Genomic DNA, 19,909 nt, shown 5'->3' with positions numbered 1-19,909 from the left:
TGGCGACCATAAAACACCCAATCAAGCGCTGTGGTTTCATGGAGGTGCGCACATCGTGGCGCACACCACCGACAGGAAGTTGTGAGACATGGCGGCACCGCAAGCCCGGTGGAGCGCACTGCTGGAGATGCTGACGCGCGACGGACGGATCGAAGTCGAGCCGGCTGCCGCGGAGTTGGGGGTCTCCGCCGCGACGATCAGGCGCGACCTCGACGAGCTGGCCCGCCAGCAGATGGTCACCCGCACGCACGGCGGAGCCGTGATCAACGCGATCGCCTACGACCTGCCACTGCGCTACAAGGCCGCGCGCAACGCTCCGGAGAAGGAGCGGATCGCGCACGCGGCCGCCGGGCTGGTGAAGGCGGGCGCCGTGGTGGGGTTGAACGGCGGCACCACGACCACCGAGGTGGCGCGGGCACTGGCCACCCGCGCCGACCTGAGTTCCGGCGGTGCGGAGACGGCGGTCACCGTGGTGACCAACGCCCTCAACATCGCCAACGAACTGGTCGTACGGCGCCACGTCAAGCTCGTGGTGACCGGCGGCGTGGCCCGGCCGGCGTCCTATGAGCTGATCGGGCCGCTGGCCACCGAACTGCTCGCGGAGATCGCCCTGGACCAGGTCTTCATCGGGGTGGACGCCATCGACGTGGCCAACGGGGCGACCGCCCACCACGAGGGCGAGGCCAGCATCAACCGGGCGCTGGCCCGCCGCGCGCAGCAGGTCGTCGCGGTCGCCGACTCCTCCAAGCTGGACCGGCGGGCCTTCGCCCGCATCTGCCCGGTGGAGGACATCGACGTCCTGGTGACCGACAAGGCCGCCTCCGACGAGCTGACCGAGGCGTTCACGGCGGCCGGTGTGGAGGTCATCCGCGCCTGACACCGCACACGGCTCCCGTGGCGGCCCCGGCCCTTGCCGCGCTGCGCATCCCGGCGTCATCCCCGCACGCCGCCCGCGGTCAGACCGGCGACGAGGTGGCGCTCCACGAAGACGAACAGCACCACCACGGGCACGATCGCGACGAGCGACGTGGCGAACAGGTACTGCCATTGCTCGTGATAGGAAGTGACGAAGCCGGGAATCGCCCTGGTCAGCGTCATCCGGTTGCTGGACGAGGTGATGGTGAGCGCCACCACGTACTCGTTCCACGCGCCGATGAAGGTGTAGACGAGCGCGGTCACCACACCGGGCATCGCGAGCGGCAGGACGACACGGGTGAGGGCGCCGAGCCGCCCCGCGCCGTCGAGCCAGGCCGCCTCCTCCAGTTCCCGCGGGATGCTCGCGAAGTACGCGTTGAGGATCCACACGCAGAACGGCAGGTTGAACGCCGCGTTCACCAGGATGAGGCCCTCAGCGGTGTCCGTCAGGTCGAGACTGACCATCTCCCGGTAGACGCCGACCAGCAGCGCGGTCGGCGCGAACATCTGGGTGACGAGCACGAGCAGCAGGAAGGCCCCGCGCCCGCGGAAGCGGTGCCGGGCGGTGTAGTACGCGGCGGGCATCCCGACCGCGAGGGTGAGCAGCGTCGCCGCCCCGGCGACGTACAGCGAGAACACCAGCGCGTCCGCGACGCGCGGGTCGGTGAGCGACCAGATGTGCGTGAAGTTCGACCACTGCCACCGGGAGGGCAGATAGGACGGCGGGGACTTCATCAGTTCGGGCGTCGGTTTGAGCGCCGTCAGCAGCATTTCCGCGTACGGCGCGAGAAACACCAGCGCCACCAGCCATCCGACGGCGGTGAGCAGGACGGTGCGCAGTCTCATCGGTCCTGGCCGCCTCCTGCGCGGCGCGGCTTTGCGGGGGATGACGGCGGTCCTGCTCACGCGCTGTCCTCCTGTCTGCGGACGACGCGCAGATAGACCAGCACCACCGCCAGGACCAGCCCGAAGTTGACGACGGCCATGGCGGCCGACTCCCCCACCGACTGGTTGTCGAAGGCCAGTTTGTACAGGTAGGTGGTGGTCGTGTCGGTGGCGAAGCCGGGGCCGCCGCGCGTCATGGCCCAGATGATGGGGAACGAGTTGAACACGTTGATGACGTTGATGATCGCGGCGACCACCAGCGAGGGCCGCAGCAGCGGCAGGGTGATGCCCAGGTAGCCGCGGACCGGGCCGGCGCCGTCCACCCGCGCCGCCTCGTACACCTCGGCGGGGATGCTCTGCAGACCGGCCAGCAGGACGAACGAGGTGAACGGCAGCGAGACGAACACCGCCACGCCCATCATCGCGACCAGGGCCTGCCCCGGATCGGCCAGCCAATTGACCGGTGCGTCCAACACGCCTACATCCATGAGCAGCCGGTTGACCACGCCGTAGAAGTTGTTGAGCATCCAGCGCCAGATGAGGGCCGTCATCAGCACGGACGAGGCCCAGGGCACGATCAGCGCCCACCGCACCAGCCGCCGCCCGGGGAACCGGGAGTTCAGCAGCCCGGCCAGGCCGAGAGAGACCACGACCGTGACGGTGACGACGCCGACAACCCACACGAGGGTGCGCAGCAGCACTCCGGGCAGGTCGCCCTCGGCGAACAGGTCGGTGTAGTTGCGGACTCCGGCGAACCCCCGGGACAGTCCGGTGGAGCTCACCCGCGTCAGGGACGTACGGATCATCTCGACGACCGGCCAGACGACCATGGTCAGGATGAGGAGGGTCGCGGGACCGAGCCACAACAGCGGCTCCAGCGCGCGCCGATTCCTGCGACCGCGGCGCGGCGAGGGCGGCGCCGGCGCCGCCGGGCGTTCGGCCCCGGCGGCGCTCACGGTGACCTCGTGTACGGCCACCGAAGTCAGTCGTCCTTCTGTGCGGTCTTCTGGATCTCGCCCAGCACCTTCGCCGGGTCGCCGCCCGCCACCGCCGTGCCGATGCGCTGTTTCACGGCGCCGTCGACCGCGGCCCATGCGGGGTCGTCGGTGGGGGCGAACTCCGCGTCGGTGAGGGCGTCGACGAACGGCTTGTAGTAGGCGGCGTTCCCGCTGTCGGAACTGAGCACCTCACCGGCCGACTTCGTGACGGACAGGAACCCCTCGGTGGAGACGAACTCGGCGGCGTTCTCCTTCTGGTAGAAGAAGTCGAGGAACTTCTTCACCGCCGCCTTGTTCGACCCGTCGCTCTTCTTGAACGCGACGAGGTAGTCCTGCACGCCGAGCGTCTTGTGGGTGCTGCCGGCCTTGCTCGGCAGGGCGGCGACGCCGTAGTTCAGTTTCGCGTCGACCGGGTCGATGAAGCCCTTCCGCATGAAGACCGCCCCGTTCAGCATGCCGATCTTGCCCTGGGCGAACTCGTTGAAGACGTCCTTGCGGTTGGTGGCCTCCGGGTTGGGCTGGGTGACCTTCTCCTTCGTCAGCTTGCGCAGATAGGTGAGCGTGTCGACGTTGGCCTGCTGGTCGATCGCCCACCTGCCCGAGGCGTCGGTCCAGCCGCCGCCGTTGTTCATCGCCCAGATCTGGAACTCCGCCTGGGCCTCCTCGGCCCCCAGGGGTAACCCGAGGCCGATGTAACCGGCCTGCTTGATCTTCTTGGCGTCGGCCTCGACCTCGGCCCAGGTGGACGGCGGCCGGGCGATGCCCGCCTTGGCGAAGATGTCCTTGTTGTAGAAGAACAGGCGCGCGCTGGAGATGAACGGCAGACCGTACTGGGCTCCCTCGTACTGCGCCTTCTGCCGGAACAGCGGGAGGAAGTCGGCCAGCACCTCGGGGGAGACGACGTCCTGCGCCTTGTGGACCAGGCCGTCGCGGGCGAAGTCGGAGAACTTGTTGTAGTTGAGGAGGTCGGGTTCCTGCTTGGTCTGGACGTACGTCTTGACCTTGGAGTCCATCTGTTCCCAGTCGACGACTTCGAGATTCACCCGGTAGCCGGGGTTCGCGGCTTCGAAGTCCTTGATCAGCGCCGTCCAGTAGGCCTGGGTGTCGTCGTCGTACTTCGCCGCGACGAATCTGATCGTCCTGCCGTCGGATCCGCCGCTGTCCGAGGAGCTGCCCTTGCCGCATCCGGTGAGGGCCAGTGCCAGGGCGAGTCCCCCGGCGAGGCCCGCGAGGTGCCGTTTCACGGAGTACCTCTCCGCACGCATGGCGTGCTTGGTCAAGCGCGTGCTCGCCCGATTGCGCGCCCGCTTGCTTGTTTATGCTCGATTCTCAGTGCTATCAATCAACTAACGACATGATGCTCAATGAAACGCGCACGGTGTCAAGGGCCGCCGCATCACGTATCGGTCACGCCGTGCGCCCGAGAGGGGAGACCTCCCGATGAGTCAGACCGAGATCGAGATCGCCACCCAGCCCGACTGCTGGCGGCAGGCCGTGGCGCTGGCCCGGCAGCCCGACGGCCCCGCCTCCGCCTCGCTGCCCCGGCCCGGCGAGCGGGTGGCCGTAGTCGGCTGCGGGACGTCCTGGTTCATCGCCCAGGCCTACGCGGCACTGCGGGAGTCGGGCGGCCACGGCGAGACCGACGCCTTCCCCGCCTCCGAGATGCCGACGGGGCGCGCCTACGACCGGGTGGTCGCGCTGACCCGGTCCGGCACCACGACCGAGGTGCTGGAGCTGCTCCGCCGGCTGCGCGGGCGCATCCCCACGACCGCGGTGACCGCGGTACCGCAGGCGCCGGTGACGGTGCTGGCGGACGCCGTCGTCCTGCTCGACTTCGCGGACGAGACCTCGGTCGTCCAGACCCGGTTCGCCAGCACCGAACTGGTGCTCCTGCGGGCGCATTTGGGCGAGGACATCGACCATCTGCCGCAGCAGGGGCACGCGGCGCTGGACGAACCGCTGCCGGCCGGGGTGCTCGAGGCCGAGCAGTTCACCTTCCTGGGCCAGGGCTGGGCGTACGGGATCGCCCAGGAGGCGGCGCTGAAGATGCGCGAGGCGGCGTGCGCCTGGACGGAGGCCTATCCGGTGATGGAGTACCGGCACGGCCCGATCAGCGTCACCGGACCCGGCCGCGTGGCGTGGTGGTTCGGGGCCACGGCGGCCCTGCCCTCCGGTATCGCCGACGACATCGCCCGTACCGGCGGGCAGTTGGTGGCGCCCGGCCGGGACCCCCTGGCCGACCTCGTCGTGGTGCACCGGCTGGCCGCCGCCCTCGCCCAGGCACGCGGACTGGACCCGGACAATCCGCGCCATCTGACCCGTTCCGTGATCCTCGCCTGACCTGACTTTACCCTTCCGTTACGGTCGCTCTCCGGCTCCGCGGACGCCTGCCAGTGGGGCCGGAGAGCGACCGCCACCAGGGACACAGCGGGTCCTCAAGGGCACCTGAGTGCCGGCGGAGTCGCGCCGCCCGCCTGTTGACAGGTGGCGAGCACCGCAAGAACATGAGCGAAACCTTTGGAAATCTTGCATCTACATGCAGCATCAAGCAGACACTCAGCTCTGCCAGCCACCACGCACCGCCACTCCTGAGTCACCGTCCTGTCCGACAGGAGGACACGAGTGCACGCCCGACTGAGCAGTCCCGGCAGCCTGTTGCTCGCTGCCGCGCTGACCGCCGCCATGCTGATGACGCCCGTCACCGGCTCCACCGCCGCGGCAACGGCCTCCGCCCGCCCCAGCACCGACACCGCCACCGCCACCGGCGGCCCGAAGGTGACCCGCACCGCGCACGCCGTCACGGTCTCCGTGCCGGCCTCGGCCGGCGCCCCCGGCTACACCCTCGACGTCTCCACCGACGAACTCGCCCTCACCACGCGCCGCGCCGGGCAGACCGTGCTCGCCACCGCCACCGGCGACACCGGCGCCCTGCGCTTCGCCGCGGCCGACGGCACGTGGCAGCACGCGACCGGCGTCACCGACTGGACATGGAAGAACGGCGTCCTGACCGTCACCGCCGACAGCACGCTCGACGGCGCCACGGTGGAGGCCCGGATCACCCCCGGCGCGGACCGCTACCAGCTCGACTGGGACGTCCACGGCGGCTTACCGAAGCAGCTGGGCCTCACCTACGAGCTGTCATCGGCCGGCCACTGGTACGGCCACGGCGAGGCGGAGACCCCGCAAGGAGGTCCGGGCGTCAACCAGCCCTGGCCGCTCGACGCCGGTGAGGTCGACCACCAGACCTTCGGCCCGGCGTCGTACAACATGATCGACCCGTTCTGGTACACGTCCACGTCGACCGGTCTGCGGGTCGACACCGGAGACGTCATGGACGTGGCGCTCAACAAGGGCAAGGACGGCCTCGGCACCTTCACCGTCGAGTCGCCCGACACCTACAAGGCCACCGTGTTCGTCGAGTCGACCCCGCTCGGGGTCTACCGCGACTACATAGGCATCGTCGGCAAACCGGCCAAGAGCGACGCCCCGTACGAGCAGTACGCCAAGCCGCTGTGGAATTCCTGGGCGCAGTTCTACACCAAGGTCGACCAGGAGAAACTGCTCGACTACGCCACCGACCTCCACGACGACGGCCTGGACGGGCACACCATCCAGCTCGACGACAAGTGGGAGTCGAACTACGGCAATCTGACCTGGGATCCCAAGACCTTCCCCGATCCCAAGGGCCTGTCGGACCAGATCCACGACATGGGGTTCGACTTCGGCATCTGGGTCACCCTGTGGATCAACCTGGACTCCGACAACTACCGGTACGCGGTCGACCACGGCTATCTGCTCATGGACGCGAAGGACACAGCCAAGCCGTGTGAAGTGACCTGGTGGAACGGCCAGGCCGGGATCATCGACCTGGCGAACCCGGACGCCAAGGCCTGGTACGAGGGCAACCTCAAGAGCCTGATGGACACGTACGACATCGACGGGCTGAAGTTCGACACCCGCTTCTTCGACGAGAAGTGCGCGCCGCGCGAGGGTCACCAGGCCACGGACTACCAGAAGCTCGGTACGCAGCTCGCCGACGAGTTCGACCTCCAGGGCGCGGGCATCCGGGTGCACTGGAACCAGACGGCCCACGAGGCCGGCTTCGTCACCCGGCAGGTCGACAAGGGCACCGGCTGGGACTCCCTGCGCGCCTCCGCCGCCCAGAACCTCGCCATCTCCACCATCGGCTACCCGTTCGTCGAGTCCGACATGATCGGCGGCTCCGGCGGCCAGCCCGCACCGTCGAAGGACGTGCTGGTGCGGTGGGCGCAGTCCGCCTCGCTGATGCCGCTGATGTACGCCTCGACCTCCCCGGTCGACACCAACGACACCACCACCGGGCAGAAGGTGGACTACGACCAGGAGACGGTCGACCTCTACCGGCAGGCGGTCAAGACGCACGAGAAGCTCGCCCCCTATATCTGGGACCAGGTGCAGAGCACCCTGAAGACCGGCGATCCGATCATGCGGCCGTTGTTCTTCGACTTCCCGAAGGACGAGGCGAGTTACACGGTCACCGACGAGTGGATGCTCGGCCCGGCCGTACTGGCCGCGCCCAAGCTGAGCACCGGCGCCACCCGCTCCGTCCATCTGCCGCCGGGCACCTGGTACGACGTGAACCAGGGCACCGTGATCCGTGGCCCCAGGACCCTCAAGGGCTATGCGGCGCCGCTCGGCGTCACCCCGGCCTTCGTCGACCTCAAGGCCAAGGGCGCCGCCAAGGCCGTCAAGGCCCTCAAGCGCGACGACGCTCCGGCCGCCTCCGTCCTGATCACCCCGGACGCCCCGTCCACCGGCTCCGGTACGCCGTTCGAGGTGACCACCGAGGTGACCAACTGGGGCACGCGGACCCTCAGGAACGCCAAGGCCGCACTGGAGCTGCCCGACGGCTGGAGCGCCAAGGCGACCGGCCCGACCACCGCGAAGTCCCTCAACAACGGCGCCACACTCACCACCACCTGGACGGTGACCCCGGCCGACGACGCCCGCTGGGGCGGTCACGACCTCACCGGAACGGCCGCCTACAACGGACACGACGGGCCACAGAAGGCGTCCGACACCGTCCAGGCGCAGGTGAAGCCCGCCCCGGGCAGTGTGCAGGAGCCCTACCTGACGACCGACACCACCTCCGGGGACGCCCGATACGCCCAGGGCGGCGACCAGTTCGCCATCTGGGCGGGCGGCCAGGACCTGTCCGGCTGGAAGGACGAGAAGGGCGTCGTCTACCGCGACGACGCGGCCGGCGAGAAGGCCACCGTGCAGGCTGAGCTGGTCTCCCAGGACAGCGCCTCACCGGTCGGCAAGGCAGGCATCGCCCTCGCCAACGACCTGACCGCGCCGGAAAAGGGCGGCTACGCGGTGCTGGTCATGACCCAGCGGTACGGACTCGAGTTCATGACCGACAGCGACGGCGACGGGAAGCTCGACACCTGGGCGGGCGGCGGCTCCACCTATCACCCGGCGTATCTCAGGCTGACCCGGGACGGGGCCGCCTACACCGCGTACGCCAGCAAGGACGGCGACACCTGGTCGCAGGTCGGCACCGCCCATGTGTCGTCGGCCGCCGGCACCGGCGACGCCGGGATGGTCGCCAGCGCCGCCAACGCCAACTATCCCGGCGAGAACATCGAAGCCGTCTTCAGCGGATTCTCCGTCACCTCCTGACACGACAGACGCCACGAGAGGGAACCCAGCCCCATGGCACGTACGTCCTCAGCGGTCGCCGGCTTCGTCGCGGGCGTGGTCGTGGCCGCGAGCACCACCGCGCTCGCCGTCACCGGTACGACGACCACCGGCGCCGACCTCGATTCCAAGGCCACCACCACCTGGCTGACCGTCAAGGTCGCCGACGCCATGGGCACCAGGGACACCATCACCTGGGTTCCCACCGGCTCCTTCGCCGGCTCCGCGGAAGAGCGGGTCCCGCGCTACCCGATGACCGCCGTCCAGGGCAAGGACACCAAGGAGCTCAGGCTCTCCGCCGTCCGCAACGAGCAGGTCTCGGCACAGCTGGCGATCGCCTCCGGCCAGGACCTCGACGACGTCAAGGCCGTGGTCGGCGACTTGACCGGGCCCGGCGGCGCGAAGCTGTCCGGTGCCGACACCCAGGTCCGGTTCGTCAAGTACGTGCCCGTGCAGCGCTCCAAGAGCGAGGTCGACTGGTCCGCCACCATCGACCAGGTCAGCTCCGGCAAGGAGGTGTCCGGCGACCGCAACCCCGACGTGGTCGGCGACGCGCTCGAGGAGCGGTCCTCCGTGGACGTGCCCGCGTACGCGGCGCAGCCGCTGTGGTTCACCTTCCACATCCCGGAGAAGGCCAGGCCCGGCGCCTACACCGGCACGGTCGAGGTCAACGCCGACGGCCGCACCCAGGCCAGTTACCCGCTGACCATCGAGGTCGCCGACGCGAGCGTGCCCGACCCGAAGGACTACGACTTCTTCCTCGACGTATGGGCGCAGCCGGAGACGATCGCCGAGAACCACGGCGTCGCACTCTGGTCCGAGCGGCACTGGAAGCTGATCGAGAAGTACGACCGCGACCTGGCCTCGCGTGGCCAGAAGGTCATCAACACCACCATCGTCGACAACCCGTGGCACCACCAGTGGTCACTGGGCACCCGGGAGTCGCAGACCGCCACGCCGTACACCAGCATGGTGGGCTGGAACTGGAACGGAAAGACGTTCTCCTTCGACTTCAGCCGCTTCGACACCTACGTCCGGACCGCCAGACGCGCCGGTCTCGGGCCCGACATCGGCGCCTTCTCGATGCTGGCGTTCCAGGACCAGGAGCACCTCGCCTACACCGACACCAGCACCGGCAGGACCGTCTACGAGAACGTCGATCTGGGCGGCAGGCGCTGGCGGGAGGCGTGGGGAGCGTTTCTCCCCGCCTTCGAGAAGCATCTGACGGCGAAGGGCTGGCTGAACAGCACCTGGCTGTCCTTCGACGAGCGGCCCGTCGACACCATGACGGTCGTCAAGGACTTCGTCCACGAGGTCGCGCCGGCCTTCGACGACCGTATCTCCGTGGCCGGTTCGATCAGCACCGAGGGCGTCGCGTCCAACCTGTCCGTCGACTGGGGCGGCATCGACGCGATGACGAAGGAGAAGGCGGCGGAGCGGCGCAGGGCCGGCAAGATCACCACCTTCTACGTGTACGGCTCGCCGGCCCACCCCAACACGCTGGCGTACTCGCCCGCCGTCGAGTCGCGCATGCTGCCGTGGATCTCCGCCCAGCGGAATCTGGACGGTTTCCTGCGCTGGTCGTACAACAGCTGGACCAGCGACCCCTTCAAGCAGCCGGTGCACATCTTCACGCAGGGCGACGAGTACCTGGTCTACCCGGGCAAGGACGGCCCGATGTCCAGCATCCGCTGGGAGCAGCTGAAGGAAGGCATCGAGGACTACGAACTCATCGCCCAGCTGCGGAAGAAGGACGGCGGCGCCGACAGCGACGCGCTGACCGGGGCCCTCACCGTCGCGACCCGGAACCTCGACGGGCGGACGAAGGACGTGGGCGACATCGAGGCCGCGCGGGCGGCAGTCGTGAGGGAGCTGACGTCATGAGGGGCAAGTGGAGATCGCTGCTGCTCACCGGAGCCCTGACTGTCATGCCCCTGACCAGTGCAGGTGTGGCGACACCGGCCCGGGCGGGGCAACAGACCCAGGCGCAGCACACCGTCACCTATGACCAGTACTCCGTGCTGGTCGACGGCAAGCCCCTGTACCTCTGGGGCGCCGAGTTCCACTACTTCCGGCTGCCCAGCCCCGACGCATGGCGCGATGTACTGCAGAAGATCAAGGCGGGGGGATTCAACGCGGTCTCGCTCTACTTCGACTGGGGCTACCACTCGGCCAAGCCCGGTTCCTACGAATTCACCGGCATCCGCGATGTGGAGCGGCTGCTCGACGAGGCCGAGCGCGCGGGCCTGTATGTGATCGCCCGCCCGGGCCCGTACATCAACGCGGAGGTCTCCGGCGGCGGCATGCCCGCCTGGCGCACGACACAGGCCGGCGTGAACCGCACCTCCGAGCCGGAGTACCTGAAGGCGGCCCGGGAGTGGATGAGCCGGATCAACCCGATCATCGCGCGCCACCAACTCACCCGTGGCACGGGGTCGGTGATCCTCTACCAGGTCGAGAACGAGTACCAGGGCGGCCGGCACGACGCCGACTACATGCAGACCCTCATCGACTGGGCGAAGGAGGACGGCATCGAGGTGCCCACCTTCGTCAACGACGGCGGCGCCAACAAGAACTGGGTGAGCGGCAAGGGCGCCCCCGACATCTACGGCTTCGACGCCTACCCGCAGGGCTTCGACTGCAAGGACCCCGACACCTGGAAGAACCTGCCCGACTACTCGTACGTCAACGAGTGGAAGCCCGAGTCTCCCCTGATCATCCCCGAGGCACAGGGCGGCGCCTTCGACCCCTGGGGCGGCACCGGATACCAGGACTGCGCGAAACTCACCGGCACCGACTTCACCCGGGTGTTCAGCAAGACGAACATCGCCGCCGGGGTGAGCGGCCAGTCCTTCTACATGACGTACGGCGGCACCAACTGGGGCTGGCTCGCCGACCCCAACGCGGTCTACACGTCGTACGACTACGGGGCCCCGATCAACGAGTCCCGCCAGCTGACGGACAAGTACCAGGAGTTCAAGCGTCTCGGGTACATGGTCAACTCCGTGACCTCGCTGGCGCGCACCGACAAGGCCGAGGCCCCCGTCCCGTCGGACGACGCCCTGCGCATCGACCGGCGCGTCAACCCCGACGACGGCACCCAGTTCTTCACCGTCCGGCACGCCGACACCCGTGTGAAGGACAAGGACGAGACGACCCTGTCGCTGAAGGGCGCGGACGGCGACTACCCGCGCGTGCCCCAGCAGGGAACGATCACCGTCGACGGCCGGGACGCCAAACTCCTCGTAGCCGGCTACGACTTGAGCGAGAGCCAGCGGCTCGTCTACTCCACCTCGGAGATCATGACGCACGCCCGGATCGGCGACCGGGACGTGGCACTGCTGTACGGGCGGGAGGGTGAGGCCGGCGAGACCGTGCTGCGGTACGCCGAGCGGCCCGAGGTGACCGTCCTGGACGGCGATGTCACCACCGCCTGGGACGCCGAACGCGGCGACCTGCGCCTGAACTACACGCACAAGGGTCTGGCCCGCGTGCTGGTGAACGGCCTGGAGCTGCTGATCGCCGACACCGCCGAAACCGCCCACTGGTGGCGGCAGGACACCGCCGCGGGCCCCGTTCTCGTACGCGGCCCGTCCCTCGTCCGTACGGCCGAACCGGCGGGCAGCACCCTGAAGTTGACCGGCGACTCCACCAAGGCCGCGAAGATCGAGGTCATCGCGGACGCTCGGAAGGTGACCTGGAACGGCCGCAAGGTCGCCGTCACCCAGGCGCCGCGCCCGGTCGGGCTGCCCGCGCTGACGACATGGAAGTACAAGGAGGAGGCGCCGGAGGCCGCCCCGGGCTTCGACGACTCCACCTGGACCACCGCCGACCATCTCACGGCCGACAACCCGGAGCTGGCCGGGTCGTTGCCGGTCCTCGCGATGGACGAGTACGGCTACCACCACGGAGACGTCTGGTACCGCGGCCGGTTCAGGACCACCGGTGCCGCGACCGCGCTCGCACTCGACGCCAAGACCGGTGCGACCGGCCAGTACGCGGTCTGGCTCAACGGCCGCTACCTCGGCAGCTCCGGCAACGGCGCGCACACCTTCGACATCCCGGCGGACACGCTGAAGGGCAGCGGGGACAACGTCCTCTCCGTCCTCGTGGAGAACGCGGGCCACAACGAGGAATGGGGTCACGACTACTCCAAGGAGCCGCGCGGTCTGCTCGGCGCCGAGGTGATCGGCGGGGCCTCGACCCTCACCTGGAAGATCCAGGGCAGCCTCGGCGGCGAAGACCCGGTCGACAGCGTCCGGGGCCCGTACAACAACGGCGGACTGTACGGGGAGCGAGCCGGCTGGTCGCTGCCGGGATACCCCGACGGCAGCTGGAAGAGCACCACCCTCGCTCAGCAGACCGGGGTGACCGGGCCCGGCGTGCGCTGGTACCGCACCTCCGCCCGGCTCGACCTGCCGCAGGGCCAGGACGACGCGATAGCGCTCGATCTCGCCGAAGCCGACGGCGAAGCCGAAGCCGAAGCCGACGGCGGCAACACCGGCTATCGCGCCCAGATCTTCGTCAACGGCTGGCTGATCGGCCGCTACCTGCCGGACACCGGACCCCAGACACGGTTCGTCATCCCCAAGGGCATCCTGCGCGAGCAGGGCGCCAACACCGTCGCCCTGGCCGTGTGGTCCACCGAGGCCGGTGCGGGCCCGGGTTCGGCGAAGTTCGTCGACCTCGGCGCCTCGGCGGGCGGGATCAAGGTCGCTGCGGTGGCCGCGCCCTCGTACGACGCCGGGACGTACGCCCTGCCGACCGTGGGCGCCCGTGTCACCGTCGACGCCGAACCGTTCCTGAGCACCGGCGCCGCCGCAAGGGTCCCCGTCACCCTCAGCGTGCCGAAGGACGCGCCGACCGCCCGGAACGTCGAGCTGGCGCTGAAGGTCCCGGACGGCTGGACCGCGACCACCGACGACACCACCCGTTTCGAACGGGTCCGGCCCGGCGACACGGTGACCGCCGACTACACCGTCACCCCGCCCGCCGACCCGGTCCACTACGCCGTCCTGTCCGCGACGGCCGAGCTCACCCAGCCCGGCCGTCCGGGCGCCGTCACCGGTGTACGGGCCGTGCAGGCGCCGCCGCCGGGGCTGTCCGCCGACGCCCAGGTGAGCGACCTGACCCTCGTCAAGGCGGTCAACGGCTGGGGTCCGGTGGAGAAGGACGCCTCCAACGGGGAGTCCGCGGCCGGCGACGGACGCCCCCTGAGCATCGGCGGCACCCCCTACGCCAAGGGACTCGGCGTGCACGCCGACAGCCGGATCCGGGTCTACCTCGGCGGCGGCTGCACCCGGTTCACCGCGACCGCCGGGGTGGACGACGAGGTCGGCGACAACGGCAGCGTCTCCTTCGAGGTGATCGCCGACGGTCGCTCCCTTACCACAACCCCGGTGGTGCGCGGCTCCGACGGCGGCGCCGACATCGACGTGGACGTGACCGACGCCCGGTGGCTCGACCTGCTGGTCGACGGGGACGGCGATGTCTCCACGGACCACGCCGACTGGGCCGATGCCAAGCTGACCTGCGCGGGAGGCAACTCGTGAACCTCACCCGAGTCCCACAACTGCGTACCGCACTGGCCGGAGCGTTGGCCGCCGTACTGCTCGCGATCCTGACCGTGGCGATGCCCGCGCACGCCACGGTCCCGGCCGCCGCAGCCGCCAGGCCCACGCCGCACACCGTCAGTTACGACAAGTACTCCGTCAAGGTCGACGGCGAGCGGCTCTTCGTCTGGTCCGGGGAGTTCCACTACTGGCGGCTGCCCAGCCCCGACCTGTGGCGCGACGTGCTCCAGAAGATCAAGGCGAGCGGCATGAACGCCGTCTCGATCTACTTCGACTGGGGCTACCACTCCCCCGCGAAGGGCCGTTACGACTTCACCGGTGTCCGTGACGTCGACCAGCTCCTCGACATGGCCGAGGAGGCCGGGCTCTATGTCATCGCCCGGCCGGGCCCGTACATCAACGCCGAGACGGACGGCGGAGGCTTCCCCGGCTGGCTGATGACGCAGAAGGGACAGGCCCGCTCCACCCACCCCGAATACCTCGACGCCGCCCGCGAGTGGCTCAAGGAGATCGACGGGATCCTCGCCCGCCGCCAGGTCACCGACGGCACCGGACCGGTGCTGCTCTACCAGGTCGAGAACGAGCTGTACGACCCGCAAGGCCGCGACTACATCGTCGAGCTGAGCAAGCAGGTACGGGCCGACGGCATCACCGTGCCCCTCGTCGGCAACGAGCCGATGCCGCAGTACGCGGGCGGTGAGGGCCTGGACTTCGTCGGCGAGCTGGACCAGTACAACTCCTTCTGCAAGGGCGAGTGGTGGGTGCCCACCCTCAAGCGGCAGCAGGAGGACGCCCCGCTGGCGATCTTCGAGGCGGGCACCGGCTGGTTCCGGACCTGGGGCGACACCGGCTATGAGAAGTGCCCGGAGAAGATGGGTCCCGCCTACCAGAAGATCGTCAACAAGCACGAGGTCATGCAGGGCACGACGATCGAGAACCTCTACATGACCTACGGCGGCACCAACTGGGGCTGGCTCGCCGACCCGCGCCAGGTCTACACCTCGTACGACTACGGCGCACCGATCAGCGAGCCCCGTCAGACCGGCGCCGACTACGACGAGATGAAGCGGCAGGGCCTCTTCTACACCACCACAGGACCGCTCACCGCGACCGATCCGGCCGACGCCCCCGCCTCGTCCGACGACGCCGTCCACATCGAGGCCCGTGCCAACCCGGACACCGGCACCCGGTTCCTCTACCTCCGGCACAGCGACCCGATGGCCGACGCCGACGCCACCACCACCTTCGACTGGAAGACCCCGGACGGCACCTATCCGGTCACCGCACGGCTGAACGGCAGGACCGGCAAGATCCTCGTCGCCGGTTACGACCTCGGCGGCGGCCGACGGCTCGTCTACTCCACCAGCGAGCTGCTGACCAGCACGCGGACCGGAGACCGCACCCAGGCCGTGCTGTACGGCGGCGAGGGCGACCCCGGGCAGACCCTGCTCCGCTACTCCGCCGAGCCCGAGGTCACGGTGCTGGACGGCAAGGCGGACGCCAGCTGGGACGCAGAGCGCGGCGACCTGAAGCTCGACTACACCCACTCCGGCCTCACCCGGGTCCTCGTCCAGGGCGGCGGCCGCCCCGATCTGCTGCTGCTCATCGGCACCGACGCCGATGCCGCCGGCTTCTGGCGGCAGGACACGGCGGCCGGTCCCGTGCTGGAACGCGGCGCCGAACTGGTCCGTACGGCGTCCGTCAGCGGCCGGGGGACGACGCTCGCCCTCACCGGCGATGCGAAGGAGGCGGGCCCGCTGGAGGTCTTCGCCCCGCCCGGCGTACGGAAGGTCACCTGGAACGGCGCACCCCTCAGGGTGAAGCCGACGTCCTCCGGCAGCCTGCTGGGCACCGTGCCCGGCCCGAAGGACGTCAAGCTCCCCGAGCTGACCGGCTGGAAGACGTCCGCCGAAACCCCCGAGGCCGACCCGGACTTCGACGACGCGTCCTGGACCTACGCCGACAAGTTGAGCAGCAACAACCCGACCAGGCCGGGGACTCTGCCGGTGCTCTACCAGGACGAGTACGGCTACCACTACGGCTCCGTCTGGTACCGGGGCCGCTTCAAGGCCACCGGCGCCGAGAAGTCCCTCTCCCTGACCGCCTACGCCACCAACCCGGACACCGGCTCGGCCGCGGTCGGCGCGTACTCGGTGTGGATCAACGGGAAGTTCGCCGGGACGAGCCGGACCGGCCGCCAGACCTTCCCCCTCGCCGAAAGGTTGCTGCGCAAGGGCAAGGAGAACGTGATCTCCGTCCTGGTCGGCACCATGGGCCACAACGAGGACTTCACCTGGAACAGCGACGACCACAAACAGCCGCGCGGCCTCACCACGGCGTATCTCGCCGGCTCCGACGCGCAGATCACCTGGCGCATCCAGGGCGCCCGAGGCGGTGAGCAGCCCGTCGACACCGTACGCGGGCACATGAACAACGGCGGTCTGTACGGGGAGCGTTCGGGCTGGACCCTGCCCGGCTACCCGGACCGCTCCTGGGCCGACGCCACGCTGCCGACCAGTGACACCGCCCCCGGCATCGCCTGGTACCGCACCACCTTCAACCCGAAGTTGCCCAAGGGCCAGGACGTCTCCGTCGGCGTCACCGTCACCGACGACCCCGGCCGGAACTACCGCGCCCTCATCTACGTCAACGGCTGGCTGATGGGCCAGTACGTCAACGACACCGGTCCGCAGCACACCTTCCCCATCTCCAACGGCATTCTGCGCGCCGACGGCAGGAACACCATCGCCATCGCCTCGTGGAGCGAGGACGCGAACAGCGGTGGACTCGGGAAGGTGGGTCTCACCACGCTCGGCAATGTCACCTCCTCGCTGCGGGTCGGCAATGTGGCCGCCCCGGCCTACGACGCCGCCGTCTACGCCGACCCGGCCGTCCCGGCGCGGGTGACCGTCGACGCCCCCGACACCGTCGAGCCGGGCAACAGCTACCAGGTCACGACGACCGCTGCCGTACCGGACGACGGCAAGCCGCTCCGCGACCTCACCCTGAGCCCGAAGCTGCCCGACGGCTGGACCGCGACCCCGGCCGCCCCGGTGCGGCTCGGCACCCTCAAACCCGGTGCCTCGGCGAAAGCCCGGTGGACCGTCACCGTGCCCGCCGACCAGAAGACCGGCACGGTCGCGATTCTCCGCGTCACCGCCGACTTCACCCGCGCCGGCAAGCCCGGTTCGGTGACCGGGGAACAGGTGGCGGCGGCGCAGCCACCACCCCTCGCGGCCGGCGAACACTACGTCAGCGATCTGCCGTTCCAGGCCGACAGCAACGGCTGGGGGCCGGTCGAACGCGACCAGTCCGTCGGCGAGAACGCCGAGGGCGACGGCCTGCCGCTCACTCTCCACGACACCGTCTACGACAAGGGCCTCGGCACCCACGCCGCCAGCAGCGTGCAGGTCTGGCTCGGCGGCGCCTGCACCGCCTTCCACGCCGCGCTCGGCCTCGACCAGGAGACCTACGGCCGGACCGACGGCCCGGCCACCGTCGCCTACACCGTCCTCGCCGACGGAATCCCCGTCTACGAGAGCGGCGCCGTCGGCCGGGACACCGCGACGAAGAAGATCGACGTCGACGTGACGGGCGCGCGCCGACTCGAACTCGTCGTCTCGGACGCCGGTGACGGCAACGCCCTCGACCACGCCGACTGGGCCGACGCCAAGCTGACCTGTGAGGACGGTGCCTGATGCCCCTGCGGAGAAGATGCGCCGCCCTGGCAGCCGTCCTGGCGGCCGCCCTGTCGGCCCTGCTTCCGGCGCCTTCGGCCGAAGCCGGGGCGGCCCGGCAGCAGGACTGGACGGGGACGTGGGCGACCGCGCAGCACGCGTCGTACGACCCGGGCACCTCTGAAGTGACCGTGCGGATCCCGGTGCGCGTCAGTGCGGGCGGGACGAGTGTCCGGATCCGGTTGACCAATGAGTTCACCGACCGGCCGGTGACGATCGGACACGCGACCGTGGGGCGGCGCGTGAGCGGCTCGTCCGTGTCCGGCCCGCGCGATCTGACCTTCGGCGGGAAGGAGGACGTGACGATCCCGGCCGGGGGGCAGGCGGCGAGCGACGGGGTGCGGATTCCCGTGGCCGCCCGTAGCGACCTGGTGGTGAGCCTGTACTTCCCCGGCAGGCTCACCCACATCAGCCAGCACTGGATGGGGCTGCAGACCGTCTACTGGACCCCCGACGGCGGCGGCGACCACGCCGGGGACGCCGGTGGCGACGCGTTCACCACGACCGACACCACCTTCCCGTTCCTCACCGGTGTCGATGTGCGGGGCGGCCCGGCTCAGGGTTCGGTTGTCGCGCTCGGCGACTCCATCACCGACGGGGCAGCCTCCACCTCGGACGCCGACCGGCGCTGGCCCGACTATCTGGCGGCCCGGCTGTCGGCCTGCACCACCCCCGCCGGAGTGCTGAACGCGGGCATCAGCGGGAACCGCATCACGGCCGGGACCGACGGCAACCCCTCGGCGCCGGAGCGGCTGGAGCGCGATGTGCTGTCCCAGCCGGGCGCCCGGACGGTGATCCTCTTCGAGGGCGTCAACGACCTCAGCTGGGGCGGCGCCACCGGCGACCAGGTGATCGACGGGATGAAGGAGATCGCGCGGCGGGCCCACGCCCGCGGGCTGCGGGTGATCGGCGCGACCGTGGTCCCGTACCGGGGCTGGGGCGACTACTGGACCGAGGCCAAGGAGGCCGACCGGCAGAAGGTCAACACCTTCGTGCGCGACGGCGGCGTCTTCGACGGCTACGCCGACTTCGACAAGGCGGTACGGGATCCGGGCGACCCCACCCGCTACGCCGCCGCGTTCGACTCCGGTGACCATCTGCATCCCAACGACACCGGGATGAAGGCGTTCGCGGACGCGGTCGACCTCGCCGGTCTCGGGGTGGCCCGCGACTGCCCCTCGGCCCGCGTCCGGCTCACGCCGTACCGCCCGAGCCTCCCGACCGGCAGCGCCGCCGAGATCACCGCGACCGTCACCAACACCGGCTCCAGGGCGGTCACCCGGGTCACCACCGGGCTGCGCCTGCCGGACGGCTGGACCGCGGAAGCGGAGGGGGAGACGGGTGTCGACTCCCTTGCCCCGGGCCGGAGTTCCACCGTCACCTGGCGCGTCACCCCGGCCGCCGACGCGGCCTGGGGGCCGTACGACATCGGCGTGGGCGCCTCCTTCCGGCAGGGCGGGCGGACGCGCCACGACACCGACGGCGTGAGTGCCGACGTCACCCCGGTACCGTCCGCGGTCCGGCCCCCGTACCAGACGTTCGCCACCACCGACGACGCCCAATACGCCCAGAACAACGGCCAGTTCGCGATCTGGGCCGGCGGTCGGGACCTGGCCGGCTGGATGGACGAGAAGGCCGCCGTCCAGGTGCCGGACGCCATACCCGCCTCGGGCAGCGTCACCGCCCGCCTCGTCGGCCAGACCGGGAGCGGGCCCTCCGCCAAGGCCGGGATCGCCGTCGCGAACGACCTGACCGCGCCGGAGAACGGCGGCTACGCCGTGCTCACCATGTCCAAGTCGTACGGCGTGGAGTTCATGACCGACAGCGACGGCGACGGACACCTCGACACCTGGGCGGGCGGCGGCTCCTCGTACCACCCGGCCTGGCTCCGGCTCACCCGCGACGGCACCGCCTACACCGCGTACGCCAGTGCCGACGGCACCGCCTGGCAGCGGATCGGGACCGCGACCGTGCCGTCCGCCGACGGCGGCGGCGGCGGCCTCGACGCCGGGATGGTCGCCAGCGCCGTCAACCTCGACCACCCCGGCCAGACCACCACAGCCGTCTTCGACTCCTTCTCGATCACCGACTGACTCGACCACTGACGGAGAGGCCTCCC

10 protein-coding genes are annotated in these 19,909 nt (G+C 70.0%); 7 read left to right on the top strand and 3 right to left on the bottom strand.

All coding sequences use genetic code 11. From position 1 onward, the window contains the following. Positions 1-88: 88 nt before the first annotated feature. Entirely contained in the window at positions 89-877 is a 789-nt protein-coding gene (locus tag OG562_RS40550) for a DeoR/GlpR family DNA-binding transcription regulator (protein ID WP_266406987.1), read from the top strand. 56 nt (positions 878-933) lie between these two features. Here OG562_RS40550 and OG562_RS40545 read toward each other — a convergent pair whose 3' ends face one another. From OG562_RS40545 to OG562_RS40535, 3 genes are read right to left on the bottom strand one after another with little or no spacing between them, the layout of a single operon-like run. After that, positions 934-1,761, bottom strand: coding sequence for a carbohydrate ABC transporter permease (locus OG562_RS40545; RefSeq protein WP_266406984.1), 828 nt, complete (start codon positions 1,759-1,761; stop codon positions 934-936). Between the two features lie 56 nt (positions 1,762-1,817). Further along, complete coding sequence (locus OG562_RS40540) at positions 1,818-2,777, bottom strand: carbohydrate ABC transporter permease (RefSeq protein WP_266406982.1); 960 nt, start codon at positions 2,775-2,777, stop codon at positions 1,818-1,820. Between the two features lie 5 nt (positions 2,778-2,782). Continuing rightward, positions 2,783-4,063 carry an extracellular solute-binding protein gene (locus OG562_RS40535; RefSeq protein WP_266406980.1) on the bottom strand — a complete coding sequence of 427 codons (1,281 nt, stop codon included), beginning with the start codon at positions 4,061-4,063 and terminating at the stop codon, positions 2,783-2,785. Between the two features lie 175 nt (positions 4,064-4,238). Here OG562_RS40535 and OG562_RS40530 point away from each other — a divergent pair, with 175 nt between their 5' ends. From OG562_RS40530 to OG562_RS40505, 6 genes are all read left to right on the top strand, one after another. Continuing rightward, positions 4,239-5,138 (top strand): SIS domain-containing protein, encoded by a 900-nt coding sequence (locus tag OG562_RS40530; RefSeq protein WP_266406978.1) that lies wholly within the window; start codon positions 4,239-4,241, stop codon positions 5,136-5,138. A gap of 342 nt (positions 5,139-5,480) precedes the next feature. Then, positions 5,481-8,462, top strand: a complete 2,982-nt coding sequence (locus OG562_RS40525; RefSeq protein ID WP_266409791.1) for a TIM-barrel domain-containing protein — start codon at positions 5,481-5,483, stop codon at positions 8,460-8,462. 33 nt (positions 8,463-8,495) lie between these two features. After that, positions 8,496-10,364 (top strand): glycoside hydrolase domain-containing protein, encoded by a 1,869-nt coding sequence (locus OG562_RS40520; protein ID WP_266406977.1) that lies wholly within the window; start codon positions 8,496-8,498, stop codon positions 10,362-10,364. Next, positions 10,361-14,032 (top strand): beta-galactosidase, encoded by a 3,672-nt coding sequence (locus tag OG562_RS40515; RefSeq protein WP_266406976.1) that lies wholly within the window; start codon positions 10,361-10,363, stop codon positions 14,030-14,032. The genes OG562_RS40520 and OG562_RS40515 overlap by 4 nt, the downstream gene beginning before the upstream one ends. Beyond that, a complete protein-coding gene (locus OG562_RS40510) occupies positions 14,029-17,751 on the top strand; it encodes a beta-galactosidase (RefSeq protein ID WP_266406975.1) in 3,723 nt (1,240 codons plus the stop codon). Before OG562_RS40515 ends, OG562_RS40510 begins: the two co-directional genes overlap by 4 nt. Continuing rightward, on the top strand, positions 17,751-19,883 hold the full coding sequence (locus OG562_RS40505; RefSeq protein ID WP_266406974.1) for a GDSL-type esterase/lipase family protein: 2,133 nt from the start codon (positions 17,751-17,753) through the stop codon (positions 19,881-19,883). Before OG562_RS40510 ends, OG562_RS40505 begins: the two co-directional genes overlap by 1 nt. Positions 19,884-19,909: the final 26 nt, after the last annotated feature.

Origin of the sequence: Streptomyces sp. NBC_01275 (assembly GCF_026340655.1) — a bacterium.
GTDB lineage: Bacteria > Actinomycetota > Actinomycetes > Streptomycetales > Streptomycetaceae > Streptomyces.
This window is presented reverse-complemented; position numbering and strand designations above follow the sequence as displayed.